The sequence below is a fragment of the Streptomyces sp. DSM 118878 genome, from assembly GCF_052936595.1.
Map to the genome: position 1 here is coordinate 1,552,578 of NZ_CP193622.1, position 25,726 is coordinate 1,578,303.

The following is a 25,726-nucleotide window of genomic DNA, read 5'->3' on the forward strand; positions in this document are numbered from 1 at the left end:
GTCATTCCTCTCTCGAAACCTCGCCCGTCCGCTGTGCGGGTGGTCCACCGCCCTGTCCCTTGGACAGCAAGGGGCTGTCACCGGCACTTCGGACGGCCGGGCTGAGCACGGCCGAGACAGCGAGCAGGAACATCACCGCGGCGACGCCGGCGATCGTGTGGGTGGTGCCGGCGATGCTCAGCAGCACTCCCCCGGCGATCGAGCCGATGGAGTTGGACCCGGAGGACACCAGCATGGCGACGCTGGTGACCCGGCCCTGGAGGCCGTTCGGGGTCGTCTGCACCTGGTAGACGCCGGCCGAGACGTTCATCGAAGCCCCGACGAAGCTGATGAGCGCCATCAGCCCGCCGATCGTGTACAGGCCGCTGGTGAAGGCCAGGCACGAGGTGACGGCCGCCCACGCGGAGAGCGCGCCCACCAGGATGGTCCGGGGCGGCAGATGCTTGAGGAGCCGGGAGGCGAACAGGGACCCCAGGACGCCCCCGACGCCCGACACCGCTCCGATCACCCCGATCGCGGTCGGTGAACCGCCGTTCTCCTTGACCACGAGGATGATGGCGAGGCCCGAGATCTGGAACAGCAGATTGCTTCCGGCGACCAGGAAGACGGCCGCGCGCAGGAAGCGCTGGCCGCGCAACCAGGTGATGCCTTCCAGGAGTTCGCCGCGCAGCTTTCTCGGCCCCTCGCGTCGCTCGGCCTGGAACTCCGCCTTGATGAACAGGAGGCCGATCAGGGACAGCACGTGGCCGACCGCCGTGCTCAGGAACGGGGTCCAGCGCGCGAACGTGAACAGGGAGCTGCCTGCGGGCTGCCCGATCAGCCCGGCGGCCTGCGCACGGGCCTCGTTCTGCGACAACGCCGCGGGCAGGTGCTGCGGATGGACCACGTTGCGTACGGCGGCCCGCTCCGCGAGCCGGTAGACGATCGCCGCGCTGCCCTCGACGAAGGCCACCGCCATGAGATGTCCCAGCCAGAGATGGTGCGCGAGGAGCGACACCACGAGGCTGGCCATGGCCACGCACCCGACGATGTCGCATCCGATCATCACGCGGCGCCGGTCGTACCGGTCGACGAGCACCCCGGCCGGCAGCTGCACGAGCAGCATGGGCAGCAGGGAGGCAAAGCCGATCAGGCCCGCGGCCACTGTCGAGTCCAGATACCAGATCGCCAGCAAGGGGTAGGTGACGGTGCTCATCCGGTAGCCGAGCATGGACAGGCCGGCCCCGCTCCACAGCAGCAGGAAGTCCCGGTTGCGGCGCAGCGGGCCGCTGGGCGGAACCTGTTGCGCCGCGGTGTCGGAGGAGAGGGTCATTCAAGGGGCCCGGTATCGAGGCGGCCACCCTGTCGGCACCACTCCAGGACGGCCATGGCGCTGTGCATCTTGTTCTCCGCCTGGTCGAAGGCGATGCTGGCCGGGCCGTCGAGCACCTGTGCCGTGACCTCCTCGCCCCGGTGGGCGGGCAGGTCGTGCATGAAGACCGCGGACGGGCTGTGTTCCCACAGCGCCGGCGTCACCTGGAAGGGCGCGAAGATCCGCTGCCAGTCGTCGTCGGCCTTGCTGGTTCCCGTGGTGCGCCAGCGCGTGGTGTAGATGACGTCGTACGTTCCCAGGGGACCGTCCATGTCGTGCCGCTCGGTCAGGCCGGCGCCGCTGCGGGCGGCGTGGGCCTTGGCGGAGCGAAGGATGTCGTCGGTCAGGCCGTACCCCGGTGGGGTGCGCAGATCGAACTCGACCTCCGGGTAGCGGGACAGGGCCAGGGCGAGGGCGGCGGCCGTGTTGTTGCCCTCGCCGAGGTACAGGACCCGCAGGCCCTTGATCCGCCCGAAGTGCGCGTGCAGGGTGGTCAGATCGGTGAGCGCCTGCGTCGGGTGCTCCTCGGCACTCATCGCGTTGACCACGGACATCCGGTCCTGGGCGGCCCACGCCCGCAGCTCCGCCGACGGGCCGCCGGTCCTCGCCACCAGGACGTCGAGCATCCGTGAGAAGACGCGGCCCGTGTCCTCGCTGCTCTCGCCCGTGTTGGTCTGGAGATCGTCGGGACCGTAGGTGATCAGCCTTCCGCCCAGACGCAGGGCGCCCGAGGAGAAGGCGGTACGGGTACGGGTGGAGGTCATGCGGAAGTAGATTCCGGCGACCTGGCGGTCCAGGGGCGACGGGTGTCCGGCCCGGCCGGTGCTGTACTCGACTCCGCGGCCGACGAGCGCCCGCAGTTCGTCGTCCGTCAGGTCGTCGATCGAGATGAGACTGCGCACGGGGGTGTACATGGGTCACTTCCTCCGGTCGGTCGTGTCCAGGGCCCTGATCAGGTGGTGGCCGCCCGGGCCGTTCGTCAGGACGACCCAGCCGGTTCCGGCGTGCAGGCCGCACAGTGTCAGGCCGCGGTATCCGACGGCTTCGCCGCCGTGGCCGAAGTGCACCTCGCTGCCCGTGCTGTCGATCACCGTGCCGAGCCCGTAGGAACTGGCCCGATGGGGTGTCAGCATCTCCTCGGCGCGCCGGACGGAGAGCGGTGCGAGCGGCCTGCCCAGCCGAGAGCCACGCACGGCGAGCGCCAGTCGTGCCATGTCGACGGCGGTGCTCCACAGGCCGGCGGCCGCCATGTCGGGACGCACGAGCCAGCCGTCCGCGAGCGGTGCCCCGTCCGCGGTGTGCCCGAGGGCCACGGGCCGCCCGGAGGTCTCCGGGTAGTACTGGTCGAAGCTGCTGTCGCGCATGCCGAGCGGGTCGAAGACGAGCGTCCGCATGAGGTCGGGGAACGGTTCCCCCGTGAGGTCGGTGAGCACCTGCTGTACGACGGAGAAGTTGGCGTTGGCCTTGCGGAACACGCTGCCCGGCGGCAGTTCCCGCGTGACCGGCGGGTTGGTCGCCGGCGGCCGCCCCTGCAGCAGGTCGAGCAGGGTGGCGGGCTCCTGACCGCGCGGGAAGCCCTTGCTCTGGAGCAAGGAAAGCCCGGACATGTGACCCAGCAAGTGCCGCAGGGTGACGGGGGGCTCGTCGGAGCCGCCGGGTATCCGCCAGCCGGACAGGTACTCATTGACGTCCGCGTCGAGATCCAGAGCGCCTTCGTCTGCCATGCGCAGCACGGCGAACGAGGTGACGTGCTTGCTCATGGAACCGACCGGGAAGAGCGTGTCGGGCCTGATGGCGTCCGAGCCCCCCGCGGTCGCCGTACCGAAGGTCTCCACGGCCACCAGTTCCCCGCCGCGCAGCACGGCGACCGCGGCACCGGGCACATTGCCGCGTGCCAGCGCCTCTGCCGCCCCGGGCACCAGCTCGGTCGCCGTCTCCACGACGGGCGGGTGCGCCGGCTGCGGGGCCGAGGCGTCCAACGCCGCCGCCAGTTCGCCCAGCGTCGGGTGCTGGTAGAGGAGGAACAGCGAGAGCGGCAGCCCGGCCTGGTGGGCCATGGCGACGGCGTGGATGACCAGGATCGAGTGGCCGCCCAGGTCGAAGAAGTTGTCGTCGAGGGAGATGCGGTCCCGGCCCAGCACCGTGGACCAGATGTCGGCCAGGGCCCGTTCGGTGGAGCCCACGGGGGCAAGGTACTCACGCCCCGTGTCCGGTAGCTGCCGGTCCGGGTCCGGCAGGGCGGTCCGGTCGATCTTGCCGTTGGGGTTCAGCGGCAGCCGCTCCAGCAGGACGAATGCCGAGGGCACCATGTACTCCGGCAGGTGCGCCGTGCAGTGCGCGCGCAGCTCGGTCTCGGTCGGCTCCGCGGCCTCGTCCGACTGCTCCGGTACGACGTAGGCCACCAGCCGGCGTTCGCCGAGGGCGGGTTCGTCGACGAGGACGAACGCCTCACGGACCGCCTCGTGCGCGGCGAGCGCGGCACGGACCTCCGCCGGTTCGACGCGGTAGCCGCGGATCTTGACCTGGTCGTCCATCCGCCCGAGGAAGTCGATGGCGCCGTCGGCCAGCATGCGCACCCGGTCGCCTGTGCGGTACATGCGGCTCCCGGGCACGCCGTACGGGTCGGGCAGGAATCGCTCAGCCGTCAGCCCGGGGCGCTCGACGTAGCCACGGGCGACGCCCGCACCGCCGACGCAGAGCTCTCCCGGCACACCGACCGGGACGCGCTCGCCCCATGCGTCCAGGACGTACATGCGTACGTCCGGGAGGGCGTGGCCGATGGGCACCACGTCCGCCGGTGAGGAGTCGCCCAGGGTGAAGGTGCAGGCCCCCACGGTCGTCTCCGTGGGCCCGTACTCGTTGACCAGCTCCACCTGGGGCGCGAGCTTGCGCCAGGAGTCGACCACCCGGCGGGTCAGGGCCTCACCTGCCACGACCACGACCGATGCGAGCGCGTTCGCCTGTTCCGCCGTCAACTGGGCACTGAGCAGCTCCAGGTGGGCGGGGGTGAGCTTGACGAAGCTGAAAGGCGCCGCGTCGGCGAGGTGGCTCCCCAGCTCGTCCAGGGGCAGCGTGCCGGGGAACACCGTCACCGGCTGCCCGGCCACCAGCGGGGCCCACAGGTTGGGAACGACCAGGTCGAAGGCGACCGACGAGAACAGCGGCGCGCCTCCGGTGCCCCGGGCCGCCAGCTCGTCCACGGCCCAGCGGACGTGGTTGAGCAGGCCGCGATGGGTGACCTGCACGCCCTTGGGCCGGCCCGTGGAACCTGATGTGTAGATCACGTACGCCGTGCGGTCCAGGTCTCTGACCCGGTCCGTGACGACGGCCGGCGCGGGGGCCGGATCCCGGACGTCGGCGCCGGCGATGACGACTCCGTCACCGAGGTCGTCGGGCAGCCGCTCGCGCAGGGCGTCATCCGTGACCACGACCGAGACGCCCGCATCGCGCAGTGTGCCGATGACACGCGGCCGGGGAGACGAGGGGTCGATCGGCAGATACGCGGCGCCGGCTTTCCAGACCGCGAGCAGGGAGACCACGAGTTCCGTGCTTCGCTCGAGGAGGACGCCGACGACCGCTTCCTCGGCGGGACGCTCCGCGATGCCGACGGAACGCAGTCGGCCGGCCAGCCGCTCAGCACGGGCGTCGAGTTCGGCGTACGACAGAACGCGGGCGCCGTCGATCACCGCGGTCGCGTGTGGCGTGCGCGCGGCCTGCTCCTCGATCAGGGAGCACAGGTCTCTCGGCGGCAGCGGTTCGTCCCTCAGCCGGTGAGCTCTGTCGGCCAGGACGCGGTCCGCGGCCGGCAGCGCGGTCGCGAGGGCGTCCCCGTCCGGGGCGTCGGCCATCGAGGCGAGGACGGCCCGGAAGACCTCGGCCATCCGTTCCATGTTCTCGCGACTGACCGCCCGGGTGTTGGACCGCAGGCTGAGGAAGCCGTCGCCGGTGGCGACCGAGAACGGGAACTCGTTCGTACTGAATCCGTAGCTCGCGGATTGATCGGCCAGACCGCCGTCGAACCGCTCGAAGTCCTGATAGCTGAAGTAGACGTCGATCAGCCGTCGCCCGTCCCCCAGCTCACGTTGGATGGCCGGCATCGGATAGTGCCGGTGCGGCCAGGCCGTCGTCTCCCGGGCGAATACCTGCTGGACCAGATCACGCCAGGTCGGCGAGTTCAGGTCAACGGGGAACGGCAGCGTGTTGAGGTGCATGCCGTACACCCGTTCCGCCCCGGCCGCCTCCGGGCGGACATGGGTGGTGAGGCCGACGAAGAACGACGTATCGCTGGTGAAGGCGCCCATGGCCTTGAGGAACGCGGCAAGCATCACGCTCTTCAGGGGCACTTCGGTGCCGGAGGCGAACGCGCGCAGCCGGGCGTCGAGGTCGCGGAGGGGAACGCGAACGCTGTACGACTCGTGCGGCACGTCGTTCGCGCTGCCCCAGCCGGGCGGGAGTTCGTACTTCGCGCGGCCGGTGACCACCTCGCGCCAGAACGCACGGTCGTCCTCGGATTCCAGAGCTCGCAGCTCGGCGGCCACGGCGTCCGCGAACCGTATGGGCGCCTGCTCGTACGGCTCTGGTGTCGTGCCGTCCCGGTGCGCCCGGTAGAGCGTCATCAGTTCGGCCATCAGCACGTGGGAGCTCCAGCCCTCCAGAATGACGTGCGACTGGCTGATCGTGAACTGCCAGCTGCCGTCGCCGCAGAGGTGTACCGCTATCCGCATCATCGGCGCGCTGTCGTGCGAGCACGGCGTGGCGCTCTCCGCCCGCATGAACCGCCGCAGGGCCAGCTCCTGCTCCCGGGCGTCCAGCGGTCGCAGGTCCACCACGCCGATGGGCAGATCGGCTGTCGCGTGCACCCGCTGGATCGGGACGGGATGGCCTTCCAGGTCGACGGAGGTGCGCAGAGCCTCGTGCCGCGCGACCAGGGCGCCGACAGCTTGGACCAGGGCGTCGGCCGAGAAGGGGCGGTCATCCCGGATGCGCGCGGAGTTGACCAGGTGGTAATTCCGGCCGCCGCTGGCGAGCGACTCGACGAGCATGCCGGTCTGGTTCTGGGTGAGGGGGTAGGCGTCGACGACATCGTCGGGCAGCTGGGCCCGGATCTCGTCGTCCAACAGCTCGAACGGCTGGACGGGACGGTAAGCCTGGTCGCCCAGGGCGGCACGGCCGTCGACCAGTTCGGTCAGTGCGGCCACGGTGCGATGCCGGAAGATTTCCTGGACACCTACGTCGATGCCCTGGGCGCGGAGAGCGCCGACCAGGGTGACCACGCGGATGGAGTCGCCGCCCAGGTCGAAGAACGAGTCCAGCACGCCGACCCGCTCCAGGCCGAGCACCTCACGCCACGCCCCGGCGATGCGCTCCTCCGCCGCCGTGCGCGGCGCCACGAACTCCGCCCGCGCATAGGCTTCCTCGTCCGGCGCGGGAAGCGCCCGCCTGTCCGGCTTCCCGTTCGCCGTCAACGGCATTGCCTCCAGCGCCACCACTGCCGATGGAATCATGTACTCCGGCAGTTCTCGGCCCAACGCGGTCCGGATCGCCGCCACGTCCACGGTGGTCCCGGCCAGGGGCACCACGTACCCCACCAGAATCGGGTCCCCGGACGCGGCCTCGCACGTGACCACGACCGCCTCGCCCACCCCGTCCTGACCGGCCAGCGCGACCTCGACCTCCCCCGGTTCGACCCGGAACGACCGGATCTTCACCTGGTCATCGATCCGGCCGCGGAATTCGAGGTTGCCGTCCGGGAGAACCCGAGCCAGGTCACCGGTCCGGTACAACCGGGCGCCCGGCGTTCCGTACGGATCCGGCAAGAAGCGCTCCGCGGTCAGCTCGGGACGCCCTGCATAGCCGCGCGCCAGGCACTCGCCGCCGACACAGACCTCGCCGGTGACACCGACCGGAACCAGCCGCATCTTCGCGTCGAGCACATACATGCTGGTTCCCGGGATCGGCCGGCCGATGGGCAGGATCTCGCCCTCGAACGACTCGGACGCGGGGAAGACGCTGTTGCCGACCGTGATCTCGGTGGGCCCGTACTCATTGATGACCCGTGCTCCGCCGAGGAGCGTGCGCCCCCGCTCGGCGTTGGCCCGGGACAGTGCGTCGCCCCCGACTATCAGCGTCGACGCCAGGGGACCTGTGTCCTGTGCCGCGTGCTCCAGTTGGGGCCGCAGCAGATCCAGGTGGGCGGGCGTGAGCTTGATGAAGTCGTACGGGCCCTGAGCCCTCAGGAGATCTCCGAGCTGCGCCAGATCGGCGTCAGCAGGCAACACGTGCACAGGCTGGCCGGAGACCAAGGGGGCGAACAGTGTCGTGACGACCACGTCGAAGGCGACGGAGGAGAACAGCGGCGCCCCGCCACTGCCCTCACCCACGTATCCGGCCACAGCCCAGCGAAGGTAGTTGGCGAGACCCCGGTGCGTGGTCTGCACCCCCTTGGGCCGTCCGGTGGAACCCGAGGTGTAGATCACGTAGGCAAGCAGATCGGGATCCGTGACGCGGGGCGGCGCGGAATCCGGGAGCGCGTCGGCGCTCTCCGACTCCCGGTCCAGAAGCAGACACGGCCCCTCCACGGCACCGGAAACCGACCCCGCGTGCGCACTGTCGGTGACCAGGGCGTTCACTCGGGCATCGGCCAGCGCGTACCGGATGCGCTCCTCCGGAGCCTGCGGATCCACCGGAACGTAGGCACCACCGGCCTTCCAGACACCCAGCAGCGCAACCGGCAGATCGACACACCGTTCGAGCAGAACACCGACGACCGACTCACAGCCCACACCCAGCCCGCGCAGCCGATGCGCGATCCGGTTCGCTCGCGCATCGAGCTCGGCATAAGAAACGAACTCCGGACCGTGGACCACAGCCGTGGCCTTCGGAGTAAGGCGAACCTGCTCCTCGAAGCGGTCGAGCACCAGGTGAAGCGGGGCCTCAACGGGCTCTCCCCGGCCGGTGTCCACCAGCCACGACCGCTCCCCCGGCGGCAAGAAGACCGTCCCCGTGTCCCCATCGGGGTCAGCGGCCATGGCCTCCAGCACCCCGCGGTACATCGCGGCCAGCCGCTCAGCATTGGCTCGGGTCATCACCCGGGTGTTCGTGGTGAGCGCCATCTGCCGCGAGCCCAGGGCGTGTACGGACAGAGCGAACTCCGTCGGGTCGCTGGTCGCCGCCTGGGTGAGGACTCCGGAGTCGACCTGGTGGAAGTCGGTGTAGCTGAACAGGATGTCGATCAGCCGCTCGCCGTCACCGCCGGCGTCTCGCTGGACCTGCGGCATCGGATAGTGCCGGTGCTCCCACGCCTCCACTTCCCGCGCGAACACCTGACGCACCAGCTCACGCCACGTACGCGCCGTACGGTCCACCGGGAACGGCATGGTGTTCAGGAACATCCCGTACACCCGCTCCGCACCCACCACCTCCGGCCGGCAGTGCCCCACCAGCCCGGTGAAGAACTCCTCCTCCTGCGACAACTGCGCGAGCGCCTTCACATGCGCGGCCAACAACACGCTCTTGACCGGCACATCCTCAGCCGCCGCCAACGCCAGCAGTTGGTCCCGGACGCCTGCCAGCTCCACCCCCACACGCATCGACTCCACCGGCCCTGACCCACCGAAACCGGTCGGCAGCACGAACCGCCAGCGCCCGGCCACCACACCCGACCAGAACTCCCGGTCCTCCACCGACTCAAGAGCCCGCATCTCCGCCGCCACCGCGTCCGCGAAACGCACCCGCGGAGCCTCGTACTCCTCCAGCCGCCCGGCATCACGCAAACGCCGGTAGCAACCCACGACCTCCATCAAGAGCGCGTGGTAACTCCAGCCTTCGAGGATCGCGTGATGCTGCGTCAACGTGCAGATCCAGCCGTCCGCGGCCCCCGCATGGGCAAACACCCGCAACAACGATCCACAGGCCGCCAGATCGAAGACATCCGCCCGCTCGGCGTCGACGAACGACAGCACTTCCGCCCGCACCGCCTCCTCGCCCAGGCCACTGACATCGCGCCACCCGCACGGAACATCGACGCCCTCACGCACCAACTGCAGCGGCACCGCGTAATCCGTCAGACTCACCGACGAACGCAACACCTCATGCCGCGCCACGACCACACGGACAGCCTCTTCGAAAACACCGAAGTCGAAAGGCCGCTCGTCCCGTACGTGGAAAGCCATCACATTGTGGTAGCTCCCGCGCCCGTCACCGGCCAGCGACTCGACCAGCATCCCCACCTGCGTCTGAGTGAGGGGGTAGGCGTCCACCACATCGTCCGGCAACTGGGCGCGCGTCTCGGCGTCGATCAGCTCGAACGGCGCGACGGAACGGTAGGTGCGGTCGGCGAGCGGGGCTCGGTCGTCGGCGAGTTCGGCAAGGCCCGCCACGGTGCGTCGAGCCAGGACATCGCGTACGGCGATATCGATGCCGTGCGCCCTCAGGGCACCGACCAGCGTGACCGCACGGATCGAGTCGCCGCCGAGGTCGAAGAACGAGTCCTGTACGCCGACCCTCTCCACGCCGAGGACATCGCGCCACACCCCGGCGATCCGGTCTTCCAGGGGGGAGCGCGGGGCGATGAACGCGGCCCGCGCGAACGCGTCCTCATCCGGCGCCGGCAGCGCTCGCTTGTCGAGCTTGCCGTTCGGGGTCAACGGCAGAGCGTCCAGCACCACCAGCGCTGACGGGACCATGTAGTCCGGCAGTACACGCCCCACCCCGGCCCGTACCGCCGCCACCTCCACGGTGGCACCGGCCCGCGGCACGACGTACCCCACCAGTTTCTGGTTCTCCCGGGCGACCACTACGGCCTCACGCACGCTTTCCTGCGCGGCCAGCGCGACCTCGATCTCGCCCAGCTCGACCCTGAACCCCCGGATCTTCACCTGGTCGTCGATCCGGCCCAGGAACTCCAGCCTCCCGTCCGGACGTCGTACCGCCAGGTCCCCGGTGCGGTACAACCGTCCCCCCGGACCGCCGAACGGGTCCGGCACGAACCGCTCCGCCGTCAGCCCCGGCCGGTTCAGATAGCCCCGGGCCACACCCGGGCCCGCGACATGCATCTCACCCGGAACACCCATCGGAACGAGACTTCCGGACGGGTCAAGGAGGTGGATGCGGAGGTCGTTGAGCGGGCGTCCGATCGGATTGCCCGAGCCGGGCTCCAGGTCGCGCCTGACGATGCGGTGGTAGGTGACATAGACCGTGGTCTCCGTCGGCCCGAACATGTTCACCAGAGCCGTGCGCCCGAGACCCAGTCGCTCGACCCACGGAGCCAGTTCGGGAACTTCGAGCTTCTCACCGGCGAACACCACGGCCCGCAAAGAGAGTTGTCGTATCCGTTTGTCCCCCGCGGCCGCTGCCGCTGTCAGGGACCGGAACGCGGACGGCGTCTGGCACAGCACCGTCACCTCACGCTCCACCAACAGGTCGAGGAAGTCCTCCGGCGAACGTGCCACCTCGCGCTCGATCACGACCACGCTGCCGCCGAAGAGCAAGGCTCCCCACATCTCGAAGACCGAGACGTCGAACGCGAAGGAGTGGAACAGCGAGAAGACGTCCGACTCGTCGAACGCGAAGTGCTCGTACGTCGTCTCAAGCAGCCGCATCACATTCGAGTGCGGGACGACGACGCCCTTGGGGCGCCCGGTCGATCCCGACGTGTAGATCACGTACGCCGTGTTCGACGCCTCCGACACCGGGGCCAGGTCCCCGGCCGGCGCCTGCGCGATCACGTCCGCGTCCGCGCCGTCCAGCACGACGACCCGGCCCGCGAAGCCCACCGTCCCGGCGAGATCGGCGGTGGTCACCAGGACCGACGCGCCGGAGTCCGCCAGCATGAACCGCAGCCGCTCCACCGGGTTGGCCGGGTCCAGCGGCACATAGCCACCGCCCGCCTTCATCACGCCCAGCAGGGACGGCAGCAAATCCGCCCCGCGTTCCAGGCAGACCCCCACCAGCGACTCCGCGCCCACCCCCGCGTCCCGCAACACATGCGCCAACCGGTTCGCCCGCTCATTCACCTCCCCGTACGACAGCTCCACCCCACCGGCGATCACCGCCACCGCCTCCGGCGACAGGCGCACCCGCTCCTCGAACAACTCGTGCACACTGCCCGAAGACGACACACCGGAACCCACGACGCTTCCTCCCATGATGGTTTCGCGCTCCTCAGCAGGTAGACGGATGGTGCGTGCGTCTCCGTCGGGGTCGGTCGCCATGGCCTCCAGCACCGCGCGATACATCGCTGCCAGGCGTTCCGCATTGCTCCGGGTCATGACGCGGGATGTCGTGCTGAGTGCCAAGTGGTCGCAACCGCGGGCGTGCACGCCCAGGCCGAACTCGTTGGGCCCCTCGCTGACGACGGTGCTCACGGGTCCGGGCTCGGCGCCCTGCTGAAAGTCGATGTAATTGAAGAGGACATCGATCAGCCGCTCGCCGCCACGACCGGCGTCTCGCTGGACCTGCGGCATCGGGTAATGCCGGTGCGGCCACGCCTCCACTTCCCGCGCGAACACCTGACGCACCAGCTCACGCCACGTACGCGCCGTACGGTCCACCGGGAACGGCATGGTGTTCAGGAACATCCCGTACACCCGCTCCGCACCCACCACCTCCGGCCGGCAGTGCCCCACCAGCCCGGTGAAGAACTTCTCCTCCTGCGACAACTGCGCGAGCACCTTCACATGCGCGGCCAACAACACGCTCTTGACCGGCACATCCTCAGCCGCCGCCAACGCCAGCAGTCTCTCCCGGACGTCTGCCAGCTCCACCCGCACACGCACCGACTCCACCGGCCCCGCCGGTTCAGCCATGCCCGGATCGCCGAAGCCGGCCGGCACCACGAACCGCTCGCGCCCGGCCACCACACCCGACCAGAACTCCCGGTCCTCCACCGACTCAAGAGCCCGCATCTCCGCCACCACCGCGTCCGCAAAACGCACCCGCGGAGCCTCATACGCATCGGAACCCGCGTCATCGCGCAATCGCCGGTAGCACTCCACGATCTCCATCGACAGGGCGTAGAAGCTCCAGCCCTCCAAAATCGCGTGATGCTGCGTCAACGTGCAGATCCAGCCGTCCGCGGCCCCCGCATGGGCAAACACCCGCAACAACGAACCGGAGCCCGCCAGATCGAAGACATCCGCCCGCTCGGCGTCGACGAACGACAGCACTTCCGCCCGCACCGCCTCCTCGCCCAGGCCACTGACATCGCGCCACCCGCACGGAACATCGACGCCCTCACGCACCAACTGCAGCGGCACCGCGTAATCCGTCAGACTCACCGACGAACGCAACACCTCATGCCGCGCCACGACCACACGGACAGCCTCTTCGAAAACACCGAAGTCGAAAGGCCGCTCGTCCCGTACGTGAAAAGCCTCGACGTTGTGGTAGCTCCCGCGTCCGTCACCGCTCATCGATTCGACCAGCATCCCCACCTGGTTCTGAGTGAGGGGGTAGGCGTCCACCACATCGTCCGGCAACTGCGCGCGCGTCTCGGCGTCGACCAGCTCGAACGGCGCGGTGAAGCGCTGCTCGGGGGCGGCGACCTCGCCGCGCTCACCGACCAGTTCACCGAGGGCCGCCACGGTGCGGCTCAGGAAGATTTCCTGGACACCTATGTCGATGCCTTGGGCGCGCAGGGCGCCGACGAGGGTGACCGCGCGGATGGAGTCGCCGCCGAGGTCGAAGAACGAGTCATGCACTCCGACCCGCTCCACGCCAAGGACCTCACGCCAGACCTCCGCGATCCGCTCCTCCGCAGGTGTCCGCGGTGCCACGAACTCCGCGTGGGCGAACGCGTCGTCGTCCGGCGCGGGCAGCGCCCGCTTGTCGGGCTTCCCGTTCGCGGTCAGCGGCATCGCGTCCAGGACCACCACGGCCGACGGCACCATGTACTCCGGCAGCAGCCGGCCGAGGCCGGCCCGTACCTCCGCCACATGCACGATGCCTTCCGGCTCCGGCACCACGTACCCCACCAGAGACCGGTCCCCCGAAGCGGCCTCGCGCGTGACGACGACGGCTTCGCGCACGCCGTCCTGTCCGGCCAGGGCGACCTCGATGTCACCGAGTTCGACCCGGAACCCACGGATCTTCACCTGATCATCGACCCGGCCCCGGAACTCAAGGTTGCCGTCCGGCAACACACGCGCCAGGTCGCCGGTCCGGTACAGCCGCGCACCCGGAACCCCGTACGGATCCGGCACGAACCGATCCGCCGTCACATCCGGCCGGCCCGCATAACCCCGCGCCAGACACTCACCACCGACACACACCTCACCGGTGACACCCACCGGCACCAACCGCATCTCCCCGTCCAGCACATACATACTCGTCCCGGGAATCGGACGCCCGATGGGCAGAATCTCCCCCTCGAACGGCTCCGACGCAGGGAAGAAACTGTTGCCGACCGTAATCTCCGTCGGCCCGTACTCATTGATCACCCGCGCCCCACCAAAAAGCCTGCTCCACCGCGACGCACTCTCCCGCGAAAGCGCATCACCACCAGGAATCAACGTCCTGGCCAGCGGAACCGACTCCTCCCCCATATCCGCGAGCTGCGGCAACAACACATCCAAATGACTGGGCGTCAACTTGATGAAATCGAAGGGGCCCTGCGCCCTGAGAAGACCGCCCAACTCCCCCAGATCCGCACCCGCGGGCAGAATATGCAACGGCCGACCCGTGACCAACGGCGCATACAACGTCGTGACAACGACATCAAACGCAACCGACGAAAAGAGCGGCGCCCCGCCACCACCCTCCGACAAATACCCGGCCACAGACCAGTCCACATAATTGGCCAGACCCCGCTGCGTGGTCAGCACACCCTTGGGCCGCCCAGTGGAACCCGACGTATAAATCACATACGCCAGCCCATCCAGATCAGTGACACGCTCCGGAGCCGTGACCGGAAACGCATCGAGCCCCCCGGACTCACGGTCCAACAGCAGACACGGCGCATCAACCGCACCCGAAACCAACCCCACGAATGAACTGACCGTCACCACAACGCCGACCGCGGCATCACCCAACGCATACCGGGTCCGCTCATCGGGCGCCTGCGGATCCACCGGAACATAGGCACCACCTGCCTTCCACACACCAAGCAGCACCGCCGGCAAATCCGTACAACGCTCCAACAACACACCCACAGCCGACTCAGCACCCACACCCAGCTCCCGCAACCGATGCGCAATACGATTGGCCCGCACATCCAAAGCGGCATACGAAACAACATCGCCACCATGCACGACAGCCACAGCATCAGGAGTACGACGAACCTGCTCCTCGAAACGGTCGAGAACCGAACGCAACGGCCCCGCCACCCCATCACCCCGGCCCACACCCAGAAGCCAGTCCCGCTCCCCCGCCGGCAGGAAAGCCGCCCCCGCATCCCCATCAAAATCAGCAGCCATCGCCTCAAGCACACCCCGATACATCCCGACCAGACGCTCACCATTCGCGCGACTGAGGACGCTGGTAGTGGTCTTCAGGCTGATGCCGTGGGCCATGGCGATGACGTTCAGGTCGAACTCGGTGGCTCCGCCGCCGGCGCTCATGCCGACGTCGATCAACGACCGGTCGACGACGTGGTAGTTCTGGTAGTTGAACACCACGTTGACCAGCCGTTGCCCCGCATCCACCGCGCGAGTGATCTCCGGCAGCGGGAACCGACGGTGCGCCCACAGGTCGACTTCCTGCTCGTGGACGCGTTCGACCAGCTCACGCCACGTACGGCCGATGGGTCGCTCGGCGGGGAAGGGCACGGTGTTGAGGAACATGCCGTAGACGCGGTCCGCGCCCAGGGCCTCCGGCCGCACGTCGCACACCAGGCCCGCGTGGAAGTGCCGTGCCTCGGTGAGCCCGCTCATCACCTTGAGATGGGCGGCGAGAAGCACGGCCTTGACGGAGGCCTTCGCCTGCGAGGCCAGTGCGCGCAGCGGTTTTTCCAGGTCGTCGAGCTGGACGCGGAGAGTGAGGTTCTGCTCGGGTACGTCGTCCGCCCCCCAACCGGCGGGCAGAGCGACGGGCGTCCGGTCCTCGACGAGCGCGGTCCAGTAGGCCCGGTCCTCCGACGAGGCGAGGGAGGCGAGCTCCCCGGCGACGGTGTCGGCGAAGCGCACTGCCGGAGCCTCATGGGCGGCGGGGAACGTGCCGTCCGCCAACAGGCCGTAAGTGGTGAGGAGTTCCATCAGGAAGACGTGGTGTCCCCAGCCCTCGGTGATGGCGTGGAACTGGGTGAAGGCGAGGCGCCAGCCGTCCTCCTCCAGCAGGACGGTCACCCGCAGGAGCGGGGCGACGGCCAGGTCGAAGACATCGGCGCGTTCGGCCTCGAAGAAGTCGTTCAGGGTTTGGCGGTGCTCCTCGTCACCCAGCCCGCGCAGGTCACGTACCGCGAGCGGGATCCGCACGTCGGCGTGGACCAGCTGCATCGGCACGGAGTACGACGTCAGGTCGATGGACGTGCGCAGCACGTCTTGGCGGCTCGCGATGATGCGGAGGGCTTCACGGAGGGCGGCCTCGTCGAAGGGCCGGTCGTCGGGGACCCGGTGCATGGCGCAACTGTGGTAGCGGTTGAGGCCCTTGTCGGTGAGCATCTCGACGACCATGCCGGTCTGGATCTGGGTGAGGGGGTAGGCGTCCACGACATCGTCCGGCAACTGGGCGCGCGTCTCGGCGTCGACCAGCTCGAACGGCGCGACGGATCGCTGGGCTTCCTCACTCAGCTCTCCGCGCCGGGCGACGAGCTCACCCAGGGCCTCCACGGTGCGTTGCGCGAACACGTCCCGGACCGCGACGTCGATGCCTTGGGCGCGCAGGGCGCCGACCAGGGTGACCGCGCGGATGGAGTCGCCGCCGAGGTCGAAGAACGAGTCATGCACTCCGACCCGCTCCACGCCAAGGACCTCACGCCAGACCTCCGCGATCCGCTCCTCCGCAGGTGTCCGCGGCGCCACGAACTCCGCGTGGGTGAACGCGTCGTCGTCCGGCGCGGGCAGTGCCCGCTTGTCCGGCTTCCCGTTCGCGGTCAGCGGCATCGCGTCCAGGACCACGATGGCCGACGGCACCATGTACTCCGGCAGGACCCGCCCCAGCCTGGCCCGTACTTCCGCCACATCCACTGTCACACCGGCCTGCGGCACGACGTACCCCACCAGGGTCTGGTTCTCGCGGGCGACCATGACTGCCTCGCGTACGCCGTCCTGTCCGGCCAGGGCGACCTCGATGTCACCGAGTTCGACCCGGAACCCACGGATCTTCACCTGATCATCGACCCGGCCCCGGAACTCAAGGTTGCCGTCCGGCAACACACGCGCCAGGTCGCCGGTCCGGTACAGCCGCGCACCCGGAACCCCGTACGGATCCGGCACGAACCGATCCGCCGTCACATCCGGCCGGCCCGCATATCCCCGCGCCAGACACTCACCACCGACACACACCTCACCGGTGACACCCACCGGCACCAACCGCATCTCCCCGTCCAGCACATACATACTCGTCCCGGGAATCGGACGCCCGATGGGCAGAATCTCCCCCTCGAACGGCTCCGACGCAGGGAAGAAGCTGTTGCCGACCGTAATCTCCGTCGGCCCGTACTCATTGATCACCCGCGCCCCACCGAACAGCGTGCTCCACCGCGACGCACTCTCCCGCGAGAGCGCATCACCACCAGGAATCAACGTCCTGGCAAGCGGAACCGACCCCTCCCCCGCGTCCTGCCCCGCGCCCGCCAACTGGGGCAGCAACAGGTCCAGGTGACTTGGCGTGAGCTTGATGAAGTCATAAGGCCCCTGAGCCCTCAGAAGCTCCCCCAACTCAGCCAGATCCGCATCCGCAGGCAGAATGTGCAACGGGCGACCCGTGATCAACGGCGCATACAGCGTCGTCACCACCACGTCAAAAGCAACCGACGAGAACAGCGGCGCCCCACCACCCCCCTCCGACAGATAACCCGCCACGGACCAGTCCAGATAGTTGGCCAGACCCCGCTGCGTCGTCTGCACACCCTTGGGCCGCCCGGTGGAACCCGACGTATAGATCACATACGCCAACTGGTCCAGGTCGGTGACCCGCGCCGGAGCCGTCCCCGGCAACGCGTCGATACCCTCCGACTCACGGTCCAGCAGCAGACGCGGCGCATCGACCGCACCGGCAACCGACTCCACGAGCGAGCTGTCAGTGACCAGAACACTCACCGCGGCATCACTCAACGCATACCGGGTCCGCTCATCGGGCACCTTCGGATCCACCGGCACATAAGCCCCGCCCGCCTTCCACACACCCAGCAACACGGCCGGCAAATCAGTGCAACGGTCCAACAGCACACCCACAGCCGACTCGGCGCCCACACCCAGCTCCCGCAGCCGATGCGCGATGCGATTCGCCCGGACATCAAGAGCCGCATACGACACGACATCCCCACCATGAACAACCGCCGCGGCCTCAGGCGTACGACCAACCTGCTCCTCAAAACGGTCCAGGACCGAACGCAGCGGAAGCCGCACCGATTCACCCCGACCCGCATCCAGCAGCCACGCCCCCTCGCCCGCAGGCAGGAACACCGCCCCCGCGTCCCCATCGAAGTCATCGGCCATCGCCGCAAGCACACCCCGATACATCGCCACCAGACGCTCACCATTCGCGCGACTGAGGACATGGGTGTTGCTGCGCAGGGTGATCAGTCCGCCCAGGGCGCTGACGCTGAGGCCGAACTCGGTGGGGCTGTCGTTGAGGCCCGCGCCCTCCTCGGCGTCGACGCTGTCGAGCCGGTGGAAGTCGAGGTAGCTGAAGAAGATGTCCACCAGCCGCCCGGAGCCCGGCTCCCTGGGGATGGCAGGCATGGGGAAGTGCCGGTGCGGCCAGGTCTCGATCTCCCGGTCGGAGACCTGGCGCACCAGCTCGCGCCAGGTGCCGGTCGGCCGCTCGGCGGGGAACGGCAGCGTGTTGAGGAACGTGCCGAGGATCTGGTCGGCTCCGGCGGCCTCCGGGCGGCTGTGGGTCACCAGGCCGGTGTGGAAAGCTGGTTCGTCGGTGAGCTGGCTCATCACCTTCACGTGCGCGGCGACGAGCACGCTCTTGGGTGAGACCCTCGCCGCGGCTGCGGCCTCGCGCAGTGTCCCGTCCAGGTCCCGGTAGTCGACCACCGCGTGGACGACCTCGGCGGGCGCGGACAGGTCGCCGTGCCACGTGACCGGTACGGCCGTCTTGGCGTAATCCGCGACGATGTCGCGCCAGTACGCGCGATCCTCGTCGGAGGCGAGCGCCGCGCGCTCGGCGGCCACGGAGTCGGCGAGCCTGACCAGCGGTGCGGCGTGCGGCGCGGGGTCCGTGCCGTCCCGCAGGGCCCGATAGGTCTGCACGATGTCCTTGAGGAGAAGCTGGTTGCTCCAGCCGTCCAGGACCGCGTGGCTCTGGGTGAACGCGCAGTACCAGGTGGCGTCGTCCGCGATGTGTGCGGCGACCCGCAGCAGGGGGAAGGCGACACTGAGGTCGAAGGGGTCCATGCGTTCAGCGGTGACGTACGCCTTCAGGGCCTCGTCCCGCGCCTGCTCGTCCAGGTCCCTGAGATCCTGGCTGGTGCAGCTGACGTCGGCGTCGGCGTGCACGAGCTGCATCGGTTCGGAGAAGCCGTTCAGGTGGACGGAGGTGCGCAGCACGTCGTGGCGGGCGGTGACCGCCCGGACCGCCTGCCGGAACAGGGAGAAAACGAAGGGCCGGTCGTCGTGCACCCGGTAGACGTTGACGTTGTGGTAGTTGTTCTGGCCGCCGTCGACCAGGGTCTCCACCAGCATGCCGGTCTGGTTCAGGGACAGCGGATAGGCGTCGACGACGCTCTCCGGCAGGCGCGCCCGGTCCTCGTCACAGATCATCGCGAAGGGCGCCACGCCGCCGGTCCGGCCGGCTTCCAGCTCTCCGCGCCCGCTGATGAGTTCGCAGACTCCCGCGATGGTGCGCCGGTCGAAGACGTCCCGTACGGCGATGTCGAAGCCGTCGGCACGGAGCTTGCCGACCAGGGCGACGGCGCGGATCGAGTCGCCGCCGACCTCGAAGAAGTCGTCCTCGACGCCCGCGGCGGCGGACGGCAGGGCATCGCGCCACACCGCGGCCACCCGTTCCTCCAAGGGGGTGCGCGGGGCGATGTGGCGCACCTGCGCGAAGGCGTCCGTGCCGGGTGCGGGCAGAGCGGGCGCGTCGAGCTTCCCGTTGGCGTTGAGCGGCATGGTGTCCACGGCCACGAAGGCGTACGGCACCATGTAGTCGGGAAGCGTGCGGGACAGGACCGCACGGAGTGTGCCGGGCTCGGGGATGCCGTCCGCGACGGGCACCAGGTAGGCAACGAGCTGCCGCTCCCCCGGGGTGTCCTCACGCAGCAGGACGCGAGCCTCGTCGACCTCCGGGAGCTGGGTGAGAGCGGCCTCTATCTCGCCGAGTTCGACCCGGTACCCGCGGATCTTCACCTGGCCGTCGGTGCGCCCGATGAAGTCCACGACGCCGCCCGGCAGCACCCGTACCAGGTCACCGGTCCGGTAGAGCCTGGCGCCGGGCTCCCCGAAGGGATCGGGCACGAACTTGTCGGCGGTCAGCTCGGGCCGGCCCGCGTAGCCGCGGGCGACGCCGGTGCCTCCGACGTACAGCTCACCCGGGACACCGACCGGGACGGGCTCGCGGTGCGGGTCGAGCACATGCATCCGTACGTTCGGCAACGGGCTGCCGATCGGCACCACGTCGGCGTGCAGGGGGCCTTCGACCGGGTGGACGCAGGTGCCGACGGAGGCTTCCGTCGGACCGTACTCGTTGATCAGGGGCGTGTCGGGGGCCAGGTCGCGCCACCCCTGGACCACCCGCCGGGTGAGGGACTCGCCCGCGACGACGAGGACGGACGTGAGAGCTGCGGCCTGCTCGGCCGTGAGCTGCTGATTCAGGATGTCGAGGTGCGCCGGAGTGAGCTTGATGAAGCTGTAGGGGCCGGCCGCGGCGACGTGCCGGCCGAGCTCGCCCAGGTCCACGTCGTGCGGGAGCAGGTGCACGGTCTGGCCGACGACGAGCGGTACCCAGAGGTTGGGGACGACCAGGTCGAAGGCGATCGACGAGAACAGCGGCGCGCCGCCGTTGCCACGGGCGGCGAATTCGCCCACGGCCCACTCGACGTGGTTCGCCAGACCGCCGTGGGTCACCAGGACGCCCTTGGACAGACCGGTGGAGCCGGACGTGTAGATCATGTAGGCGAGGGTGTCCAGGGCGCCGGGACCGGCCGGCGCCTCCGGGCGCTCCGCCGGGCTCGCGTCGACGAGGTGCCGGTCGCGGTCCACCAGCACGGTCGGCCGGTCGGACACCTCCGAGACGCGCTCGGCATGCGTCTCCTGGGTGACGGTCACCACGGCCCCCGCGTCGGCGAGCATGTGCCCGATCCGCTCGTCCGGGAACACCGCGTCGAGCGGCAGGTAGGCGCCACCGGCCTTCCAGACACCCAGCAGTACGGCGAGGAGTTCGGGCCCCCGGTCGAGCAGTACGGCGACGACGGCCTCGGGGCCGACGCCCAGGGAGCGCAGGTGCTGTGCGTACCGGTTGGCGCGCGCGTCGAGTTCCGCGTAGCTGATGGTGGTGCCGTCGACGGACACGGCCGTGGCGTCGGGGGTCGCGTCGGCCTGCGTCTCGAACGCCTCGCGGACCGTACGCCAGGGCAGCGGGCCGGGGTTGGCCGCCCACGCACCGGTCAGCGCGTGGCGCTCGCCCTCGGGCAGGTAGGTGGCTCGGGCGTCGCCGTCGGCGTCGCGCGCCATTGCCGCGAGGACGGCACGGTACATGTCCGCGACGCGTTCGGCGTTGGCCCGGCTGAGTATCCACGAGTCGGCGGTCAGGTAGACGTGCTGGTTGCGTGAGGAGATGGTCAGCGGGAACTCGGTGGGGCTGTCGTCGAATCCGACGGTGCCGTCGACCAGGTCGGCGTCTACCTGGCGGAAGTCCTGGTAGTTGAAGAAGACGTCGATGAGTCGCTGCGTGCCACCGGAGTCACGCTGGATGGCGGGCAGCGGGTACCGGCGGTGCGACCACGTCTCCACCTCGCGGGCGAACACCTGACGGACCAGTTCCAACCAGGTGCCTGCCGTGCGGTCGGCCGGGAACGGCAGGGTGTTGAGGTACATGCCGTGGACCCGGTCCGCCCCGAGGACCTCGGGACGGACGTCGTAGACCAGACCGGTGTGGAAGGTCTCCGCGTCGGTCAGCTGGCTCATGACCTTCACGTGGGCCGACATCATGACGCTCTTCAGGGACGCCCCGGCGCGGGTCGCGAGCGCGCGCAGGCCGTCCTCCAGGTCGCCCCAGCCGATGCCCACCTGATGCTTCGTGCGGGGCCCGGTCGGCTCGTCGCCCCAGCCGGCCGGCAGGGACACCTTCTCGCCGCCGCCGACCACGCCCTGCCAGTAGGCACGGTCCTCTTCGGAGGCCAGAGAGGCGAGTTCGGCGGCGACGGTGTCCGCGAAGCGCACCTCGGGGAGGTCGTAGGGGTCGAGTTCCGTGCCGTCGGCGTACTGCCGATAGCAGGTCAGGACCTCCATCAGGAGCGAGTGGTGGCTCCAGCCCTCCAGGATCGGGTGGCACTCGGTGACGGAAAGCCACCATCCGCCGTCACCGGTGAGGTGGACGCCGAAGCGCATCAGTGAGGGGGTGCCGAGGTCGAAGGGCTTCGCCCGTTCCCCGGCGATGTAGGCGCGCAGGGCCGCTTCCCGGCCCTCCGGCGCCAGCTCCGACACGTCGGCCATGGCGACCGGCAGTTCGGCGGACGCGTGGACCATCTGGAGCGGCACGGGGAGGTCGGTGAGGTGGATGGAGGTGCGCAGCACCTCGTGCCGGGCGACGACCCGCTCGACCGCCGCGCGGAAGGCGTCCGGGAGGAAGGTCCCAGTGTCCCGGATCCGGAAGGAACTGACGTTGTGGTAGTTGTTCCGACCCGTGTCGGCCAGCATCTCCACGACCATCCCGGCCTGGATCTGCGTGAGGGGGTAGGCGTCGACGACGCCGTCCGGCAGCAGGGCGCGCGTCTCGTCGTCGATCAGCTCGTACGGCGCGACGTAACGCTGCGCGGAGGCATCCAACTCCTCCCGGCCTCCGACGAGTTCGGCCAGGCCGGCGACGGTTCGCTGTGCGAACACGTCACGCACCGCGACGTCGATGCCCTGGGCGCGCATATCACCGACGAGGGCGACCGCGCGAATGGAGTCGCCGCCCAGGTCGAAGAACGAGTCCTGTACGCCGACCTTCTCCACGCCCAGTACGTCACGCCAGACCGCGGCGATCCGCTCCTCGGCCGGTGTGCGCGGCGCCACGAACTCCGCGTGCGCGAACGCGTCCTCGTCCGGCGCGGGCAGCGCCCGCTTGTCGAGCTTCCCGTTCACCGTCAAGGGCAGGGCGTCCAGCACCACGACCGCCGACGGGACCATGTACTCGGGCAGCAGACGGCCCAACCCGGTCCGCACCGCCGCCACGTCCACCGTGGCACCGGCCTGCGGCACCACGTACCCCACCAGAGACCGATTCCCCGAAGCGCTGTCACTGGTGACGACGACCGCCTCGCCCACGCCGTCCTGCCCGGCCAGCGCGACCTCGATCTCGCCCAGCTCGATCCGGAAGCCCCGGATCTTCACCTGGTCGTCGATCCGGCCCAGGAAGTCCAGACTCCCGTCCGAACGACGCACCGCGAGGTCCCCGCTGCGATACGACCGGGCACCGGTCCCGCCGAACGGATCGGGCAGGAACCGCTCCGCCGTCAGTTCAGGCCGGTTCAAGTACCCCCGGGCCACACCCGGACCCGCGACGTGGATCTCTCCCGGCACACCCACCGGAACCAACCGGCCCAACCGGTCCAGCAAGTACACCCGCAGATCAGCCAACGGCCGCCCCACCGGGTTGCCGCCGGCAGGCTCCAGATCAGCCTGCGCCACCCGGTGGAACGTCGTATGCACGGTCGTCTCGGTGATCCCGTACATGTTCACCAGGGCCGGCCGGTCAAGACCCAACCGTTCGGCCCAGGGCCTGAGTTCGGGCATCTCCAGCTTTTCACCGGCGAACACCACCGCGCGCAGGGAGAGCCTGTCGACCCGCTCGTCCCCCGCACCGGCGGCCACCACCAGCGACCGGAAGGCGGACGGCGTCTGACTCAACACCGTCACCCCGCGCTCCACCAGCAGGTCGAGGAAGTCCTCCGGAGAACGTGTCACCTCACGCTCGACCACGACGATGCTGCCGCCGAAGAGCAGCGCTCCCCACATCTCGAAGACCGAGACGTCGAACGCGAAGGAGTGGAACAGCGAGAAGACATCCGACGCATCGAACGCGAAGTGCTCGTGCGCCGTCCCCACCAGCCGCACCACGTTCGAGTGCGGCACCACCACGCCCTTCGGACGTCCGGTCGATCCCGACGTGTAGATCACGTACGCCGTGTTCGATGCCTTTGACACCGGGACCAGGTCCCCGGCCGGCGCCTGCGCGATCACGTCCGCGTCCGCGCCGTCCAGCACGACGACCCGGCCGGCGAACTCCACCGTCCGGGCGAGCCCGGCCGACGTCACCAGGACCGACGCCCCGGCGTCCGCCAGCACATACCGCAACCGCTCCACCGGATTCACCGGATCCAACGGCACATAGCCACCGCCGGCCTTCAGCACACCCAGCAGCGAAGGCACGAGGTCCGCGCCACGCTCCAGGCACACGCCCACCAGCGACTCCGCGCCGACCCCGGCGTCCCGCAGCACATGCGCGAGACGATTCGCCCGCTCGTTCACTTCGCCGTACGACAGCTCCACGTCGCCCGCGACGACCGCCACGGCCTGCGGCGTCTGCCGCGCCCGCTCCTCGAACACCTCATGCAGGCACCGACCCGACGAACCGAGCACCGGAATCGGACTCTCGCCCAGCACGACCGCCAGCTCGTCGGTGTCGAGGAGGTCGAATGCGGTGGCGGCGGCGTCGGGGTCGCGGGTCGCCTGGTCGAGGAGGCGTACGAAGTGGGAAGCCATGCGTCGCACGGTGGTCTCGTCGAAGAGTGCGGTGGCGTAGGTGAGCCGGGTCTCGTACGAGCCGTCGGCGTTCTCGCCGACCCGCAGTTCGAGATCGCACTTGGCGACGCTGCCGGACGCCGCGTAGGGCGTGACGTCCATCCCGGGCAGGGTGAAGCCCTCGCGGCCGGCCTCGTGGTGGGTGAAGGCGACCTGATAGAGGGGGGTGCGGGACAGGTCGCGCTCCGGCTGAAGTTCGTCCACGAGCTGGGCGAACGGCACCGACTGATGGTCGTAGGCGTCGATCAGTGACTGTCGGCCCTTGTCGACGAGTTCACCGAAGGAGGTGGAGTCGTCCCAGGTGGCGCGCATGGCGAGGGTGTTGATGCAGTAGCCGAAGACGTTCTGGAGCTCGGGGCGGGTGCGACCGCTGGCGACGGTGCCCACGACGACGTCGTTGTCACCGGTGTAGTAGGAGACCAGCGTCTGAAGTGCCGTCAGGAACACCACGAAGGGCGTGGTGTCATGCCGGGCCGCCAGGTCCCGGACGCGCGCCGCGACCCCGTCAGGCAGCGGGAAAGTGACCTCGGAACCGTCGTGTTCGCGTACTGCGGGCCGCGGCCGGTCGGTCGGCAGGTCGAGGGGGCGGACGCCCGTGAGCTGGTCGCGCCAGTAGCTCAGCTGGCGTTCGAGGGCCGCGCCCGACACCTCCTGGCGCTGCCATTGCGCGTAGTCGGCATACTGCACCGCGAGCGAGGGCAGCGTGGCATCGGTGCCGTCGGCGAAGGCCGTGTAGAGGGCGCTCAGTTCGGTGGCGAACATACGGTTGGACCACGCGTCACAGGCGATGTGGTGGAAGACGACGGTGAGCACGTGATCGTCTTGGGCGAGGCGCAGGAGCCGGGCACGCACCGGCCAGTCGTGCTCCAACTGGAAGGGCTCGTCCAGGTACCGGGCAACGAGGGCGGCGGTGTGCGCCTCCCGCTCGTCGGCGGGCAGGTCCGTGAGGTCCTGCGGCACCAGCGGGACGTCCACGGGCCCGTCGATGACCTGCACGGGCCGCCCGTCGGCCATGGCATAGCGGGTGCGCAGGATCTCGTGGCGGGCGAGGAGGGCCCACCAGGCCCGCTGGAGAGCCGTGGTGTCCAGTCGGCCGCGCAGCCGGAAGGCGAGGGGGACCAGGTATTCGGTGCTGTCCGGGTCGAGGCGGTTCAGGAACCACATCTGCTGCTGGCCATGGGAAAGCACCAGGGGCCCGGTTCGGTCGGCGCGCCCGATCCCGGAAAGCCGACGGCCGCCGCGGCCGCTGAGTCGTCGGCGGAGAAGCTCGTCACGGACGGCGTCCGAGCTGTGCTGCGTGTAGTCCTCGGTACTCATGTGTGTT

At 69.5% G+C, this 25,726-nt stretch carries 3 protein-coding genes; all 3 read right to left on the reverse strand.

Features of this window, described 5'->3' with window-relative positions:
* Window position 1: 1 nt before the first annotated feature.
* From ACRAKF_RS06515 to ACRAKF_RS06525, 3 genes are read right to left on the reverse strand one after another with little or no spacing between them, the layout of a single operon-like run.
* Window positions 2-1,312, reverse strand: coding sequence for an MFS transporter (locus ACRAKF_RS06515; protein WP_447035927.1), 1,311 nt, complete (start codon window positions 1,310-1,312; stop codon window positions 2-4).
* On the reverse strand, window positions 1,309-2,265 hold the full coding sequence (locus ACRAKF_RS06520) for an ornithine carbamoyltransferase (RefSeq protein WP_447035928.1): 957 nt from the start codon (window positions 2,263-2,265) through the stop codon (window positions 1,309-1,311). The genes ACRAKF_RS06515 and ACRAKF_RS06520 overlap by 4 nt, the downstream gene beginning before the upstream one ends.
* Before the next feature lie 3 nt (window positions 2,266-2,268).
* Window positions 2,269-25,719 carry a non-ribosomal peptide synthase/polyketide synthase gene (locus tag ACRAKF_RS06525; RefSeq protein ID WP_447035929.1) on the reverse strand — a complete coding sequence of 7,817 codons (23,451 nt, stop codon included), beginning with the start codon at window positions 25,717-25,719 and terminating at the stop codon, window positions 2,269-2,271.
* Window positions 25,720-25,726: the final 7 nt, after the last annotated feature.

Excerpts from the sequence above, each read along its gene's own strand:
- ACRAKF_RS06515 (WP_447035927.1), bottom strand. The coding sequence starts at position 1,312 with ATGACCCTCTCCTCCGACACCGCGGCGCAACAGGTTCCGCCCAGCGGC.
- ACRAKF_RS06520 (WP_447035928.1), bottom strand. The coding sequence starts at position 2,265 with ATGTACACCCCCGTGCGCAGTCTCATCTCGATCGACGACCTGACGGAC.
- ACRAKF_RS06525 (WP_447035929.1), bottom strand. The coding sequence starts at position 25,719 with ATGAGTACCGAGGACTACACGCAGCACAGCTCGGACGCCGTCCGTGAC.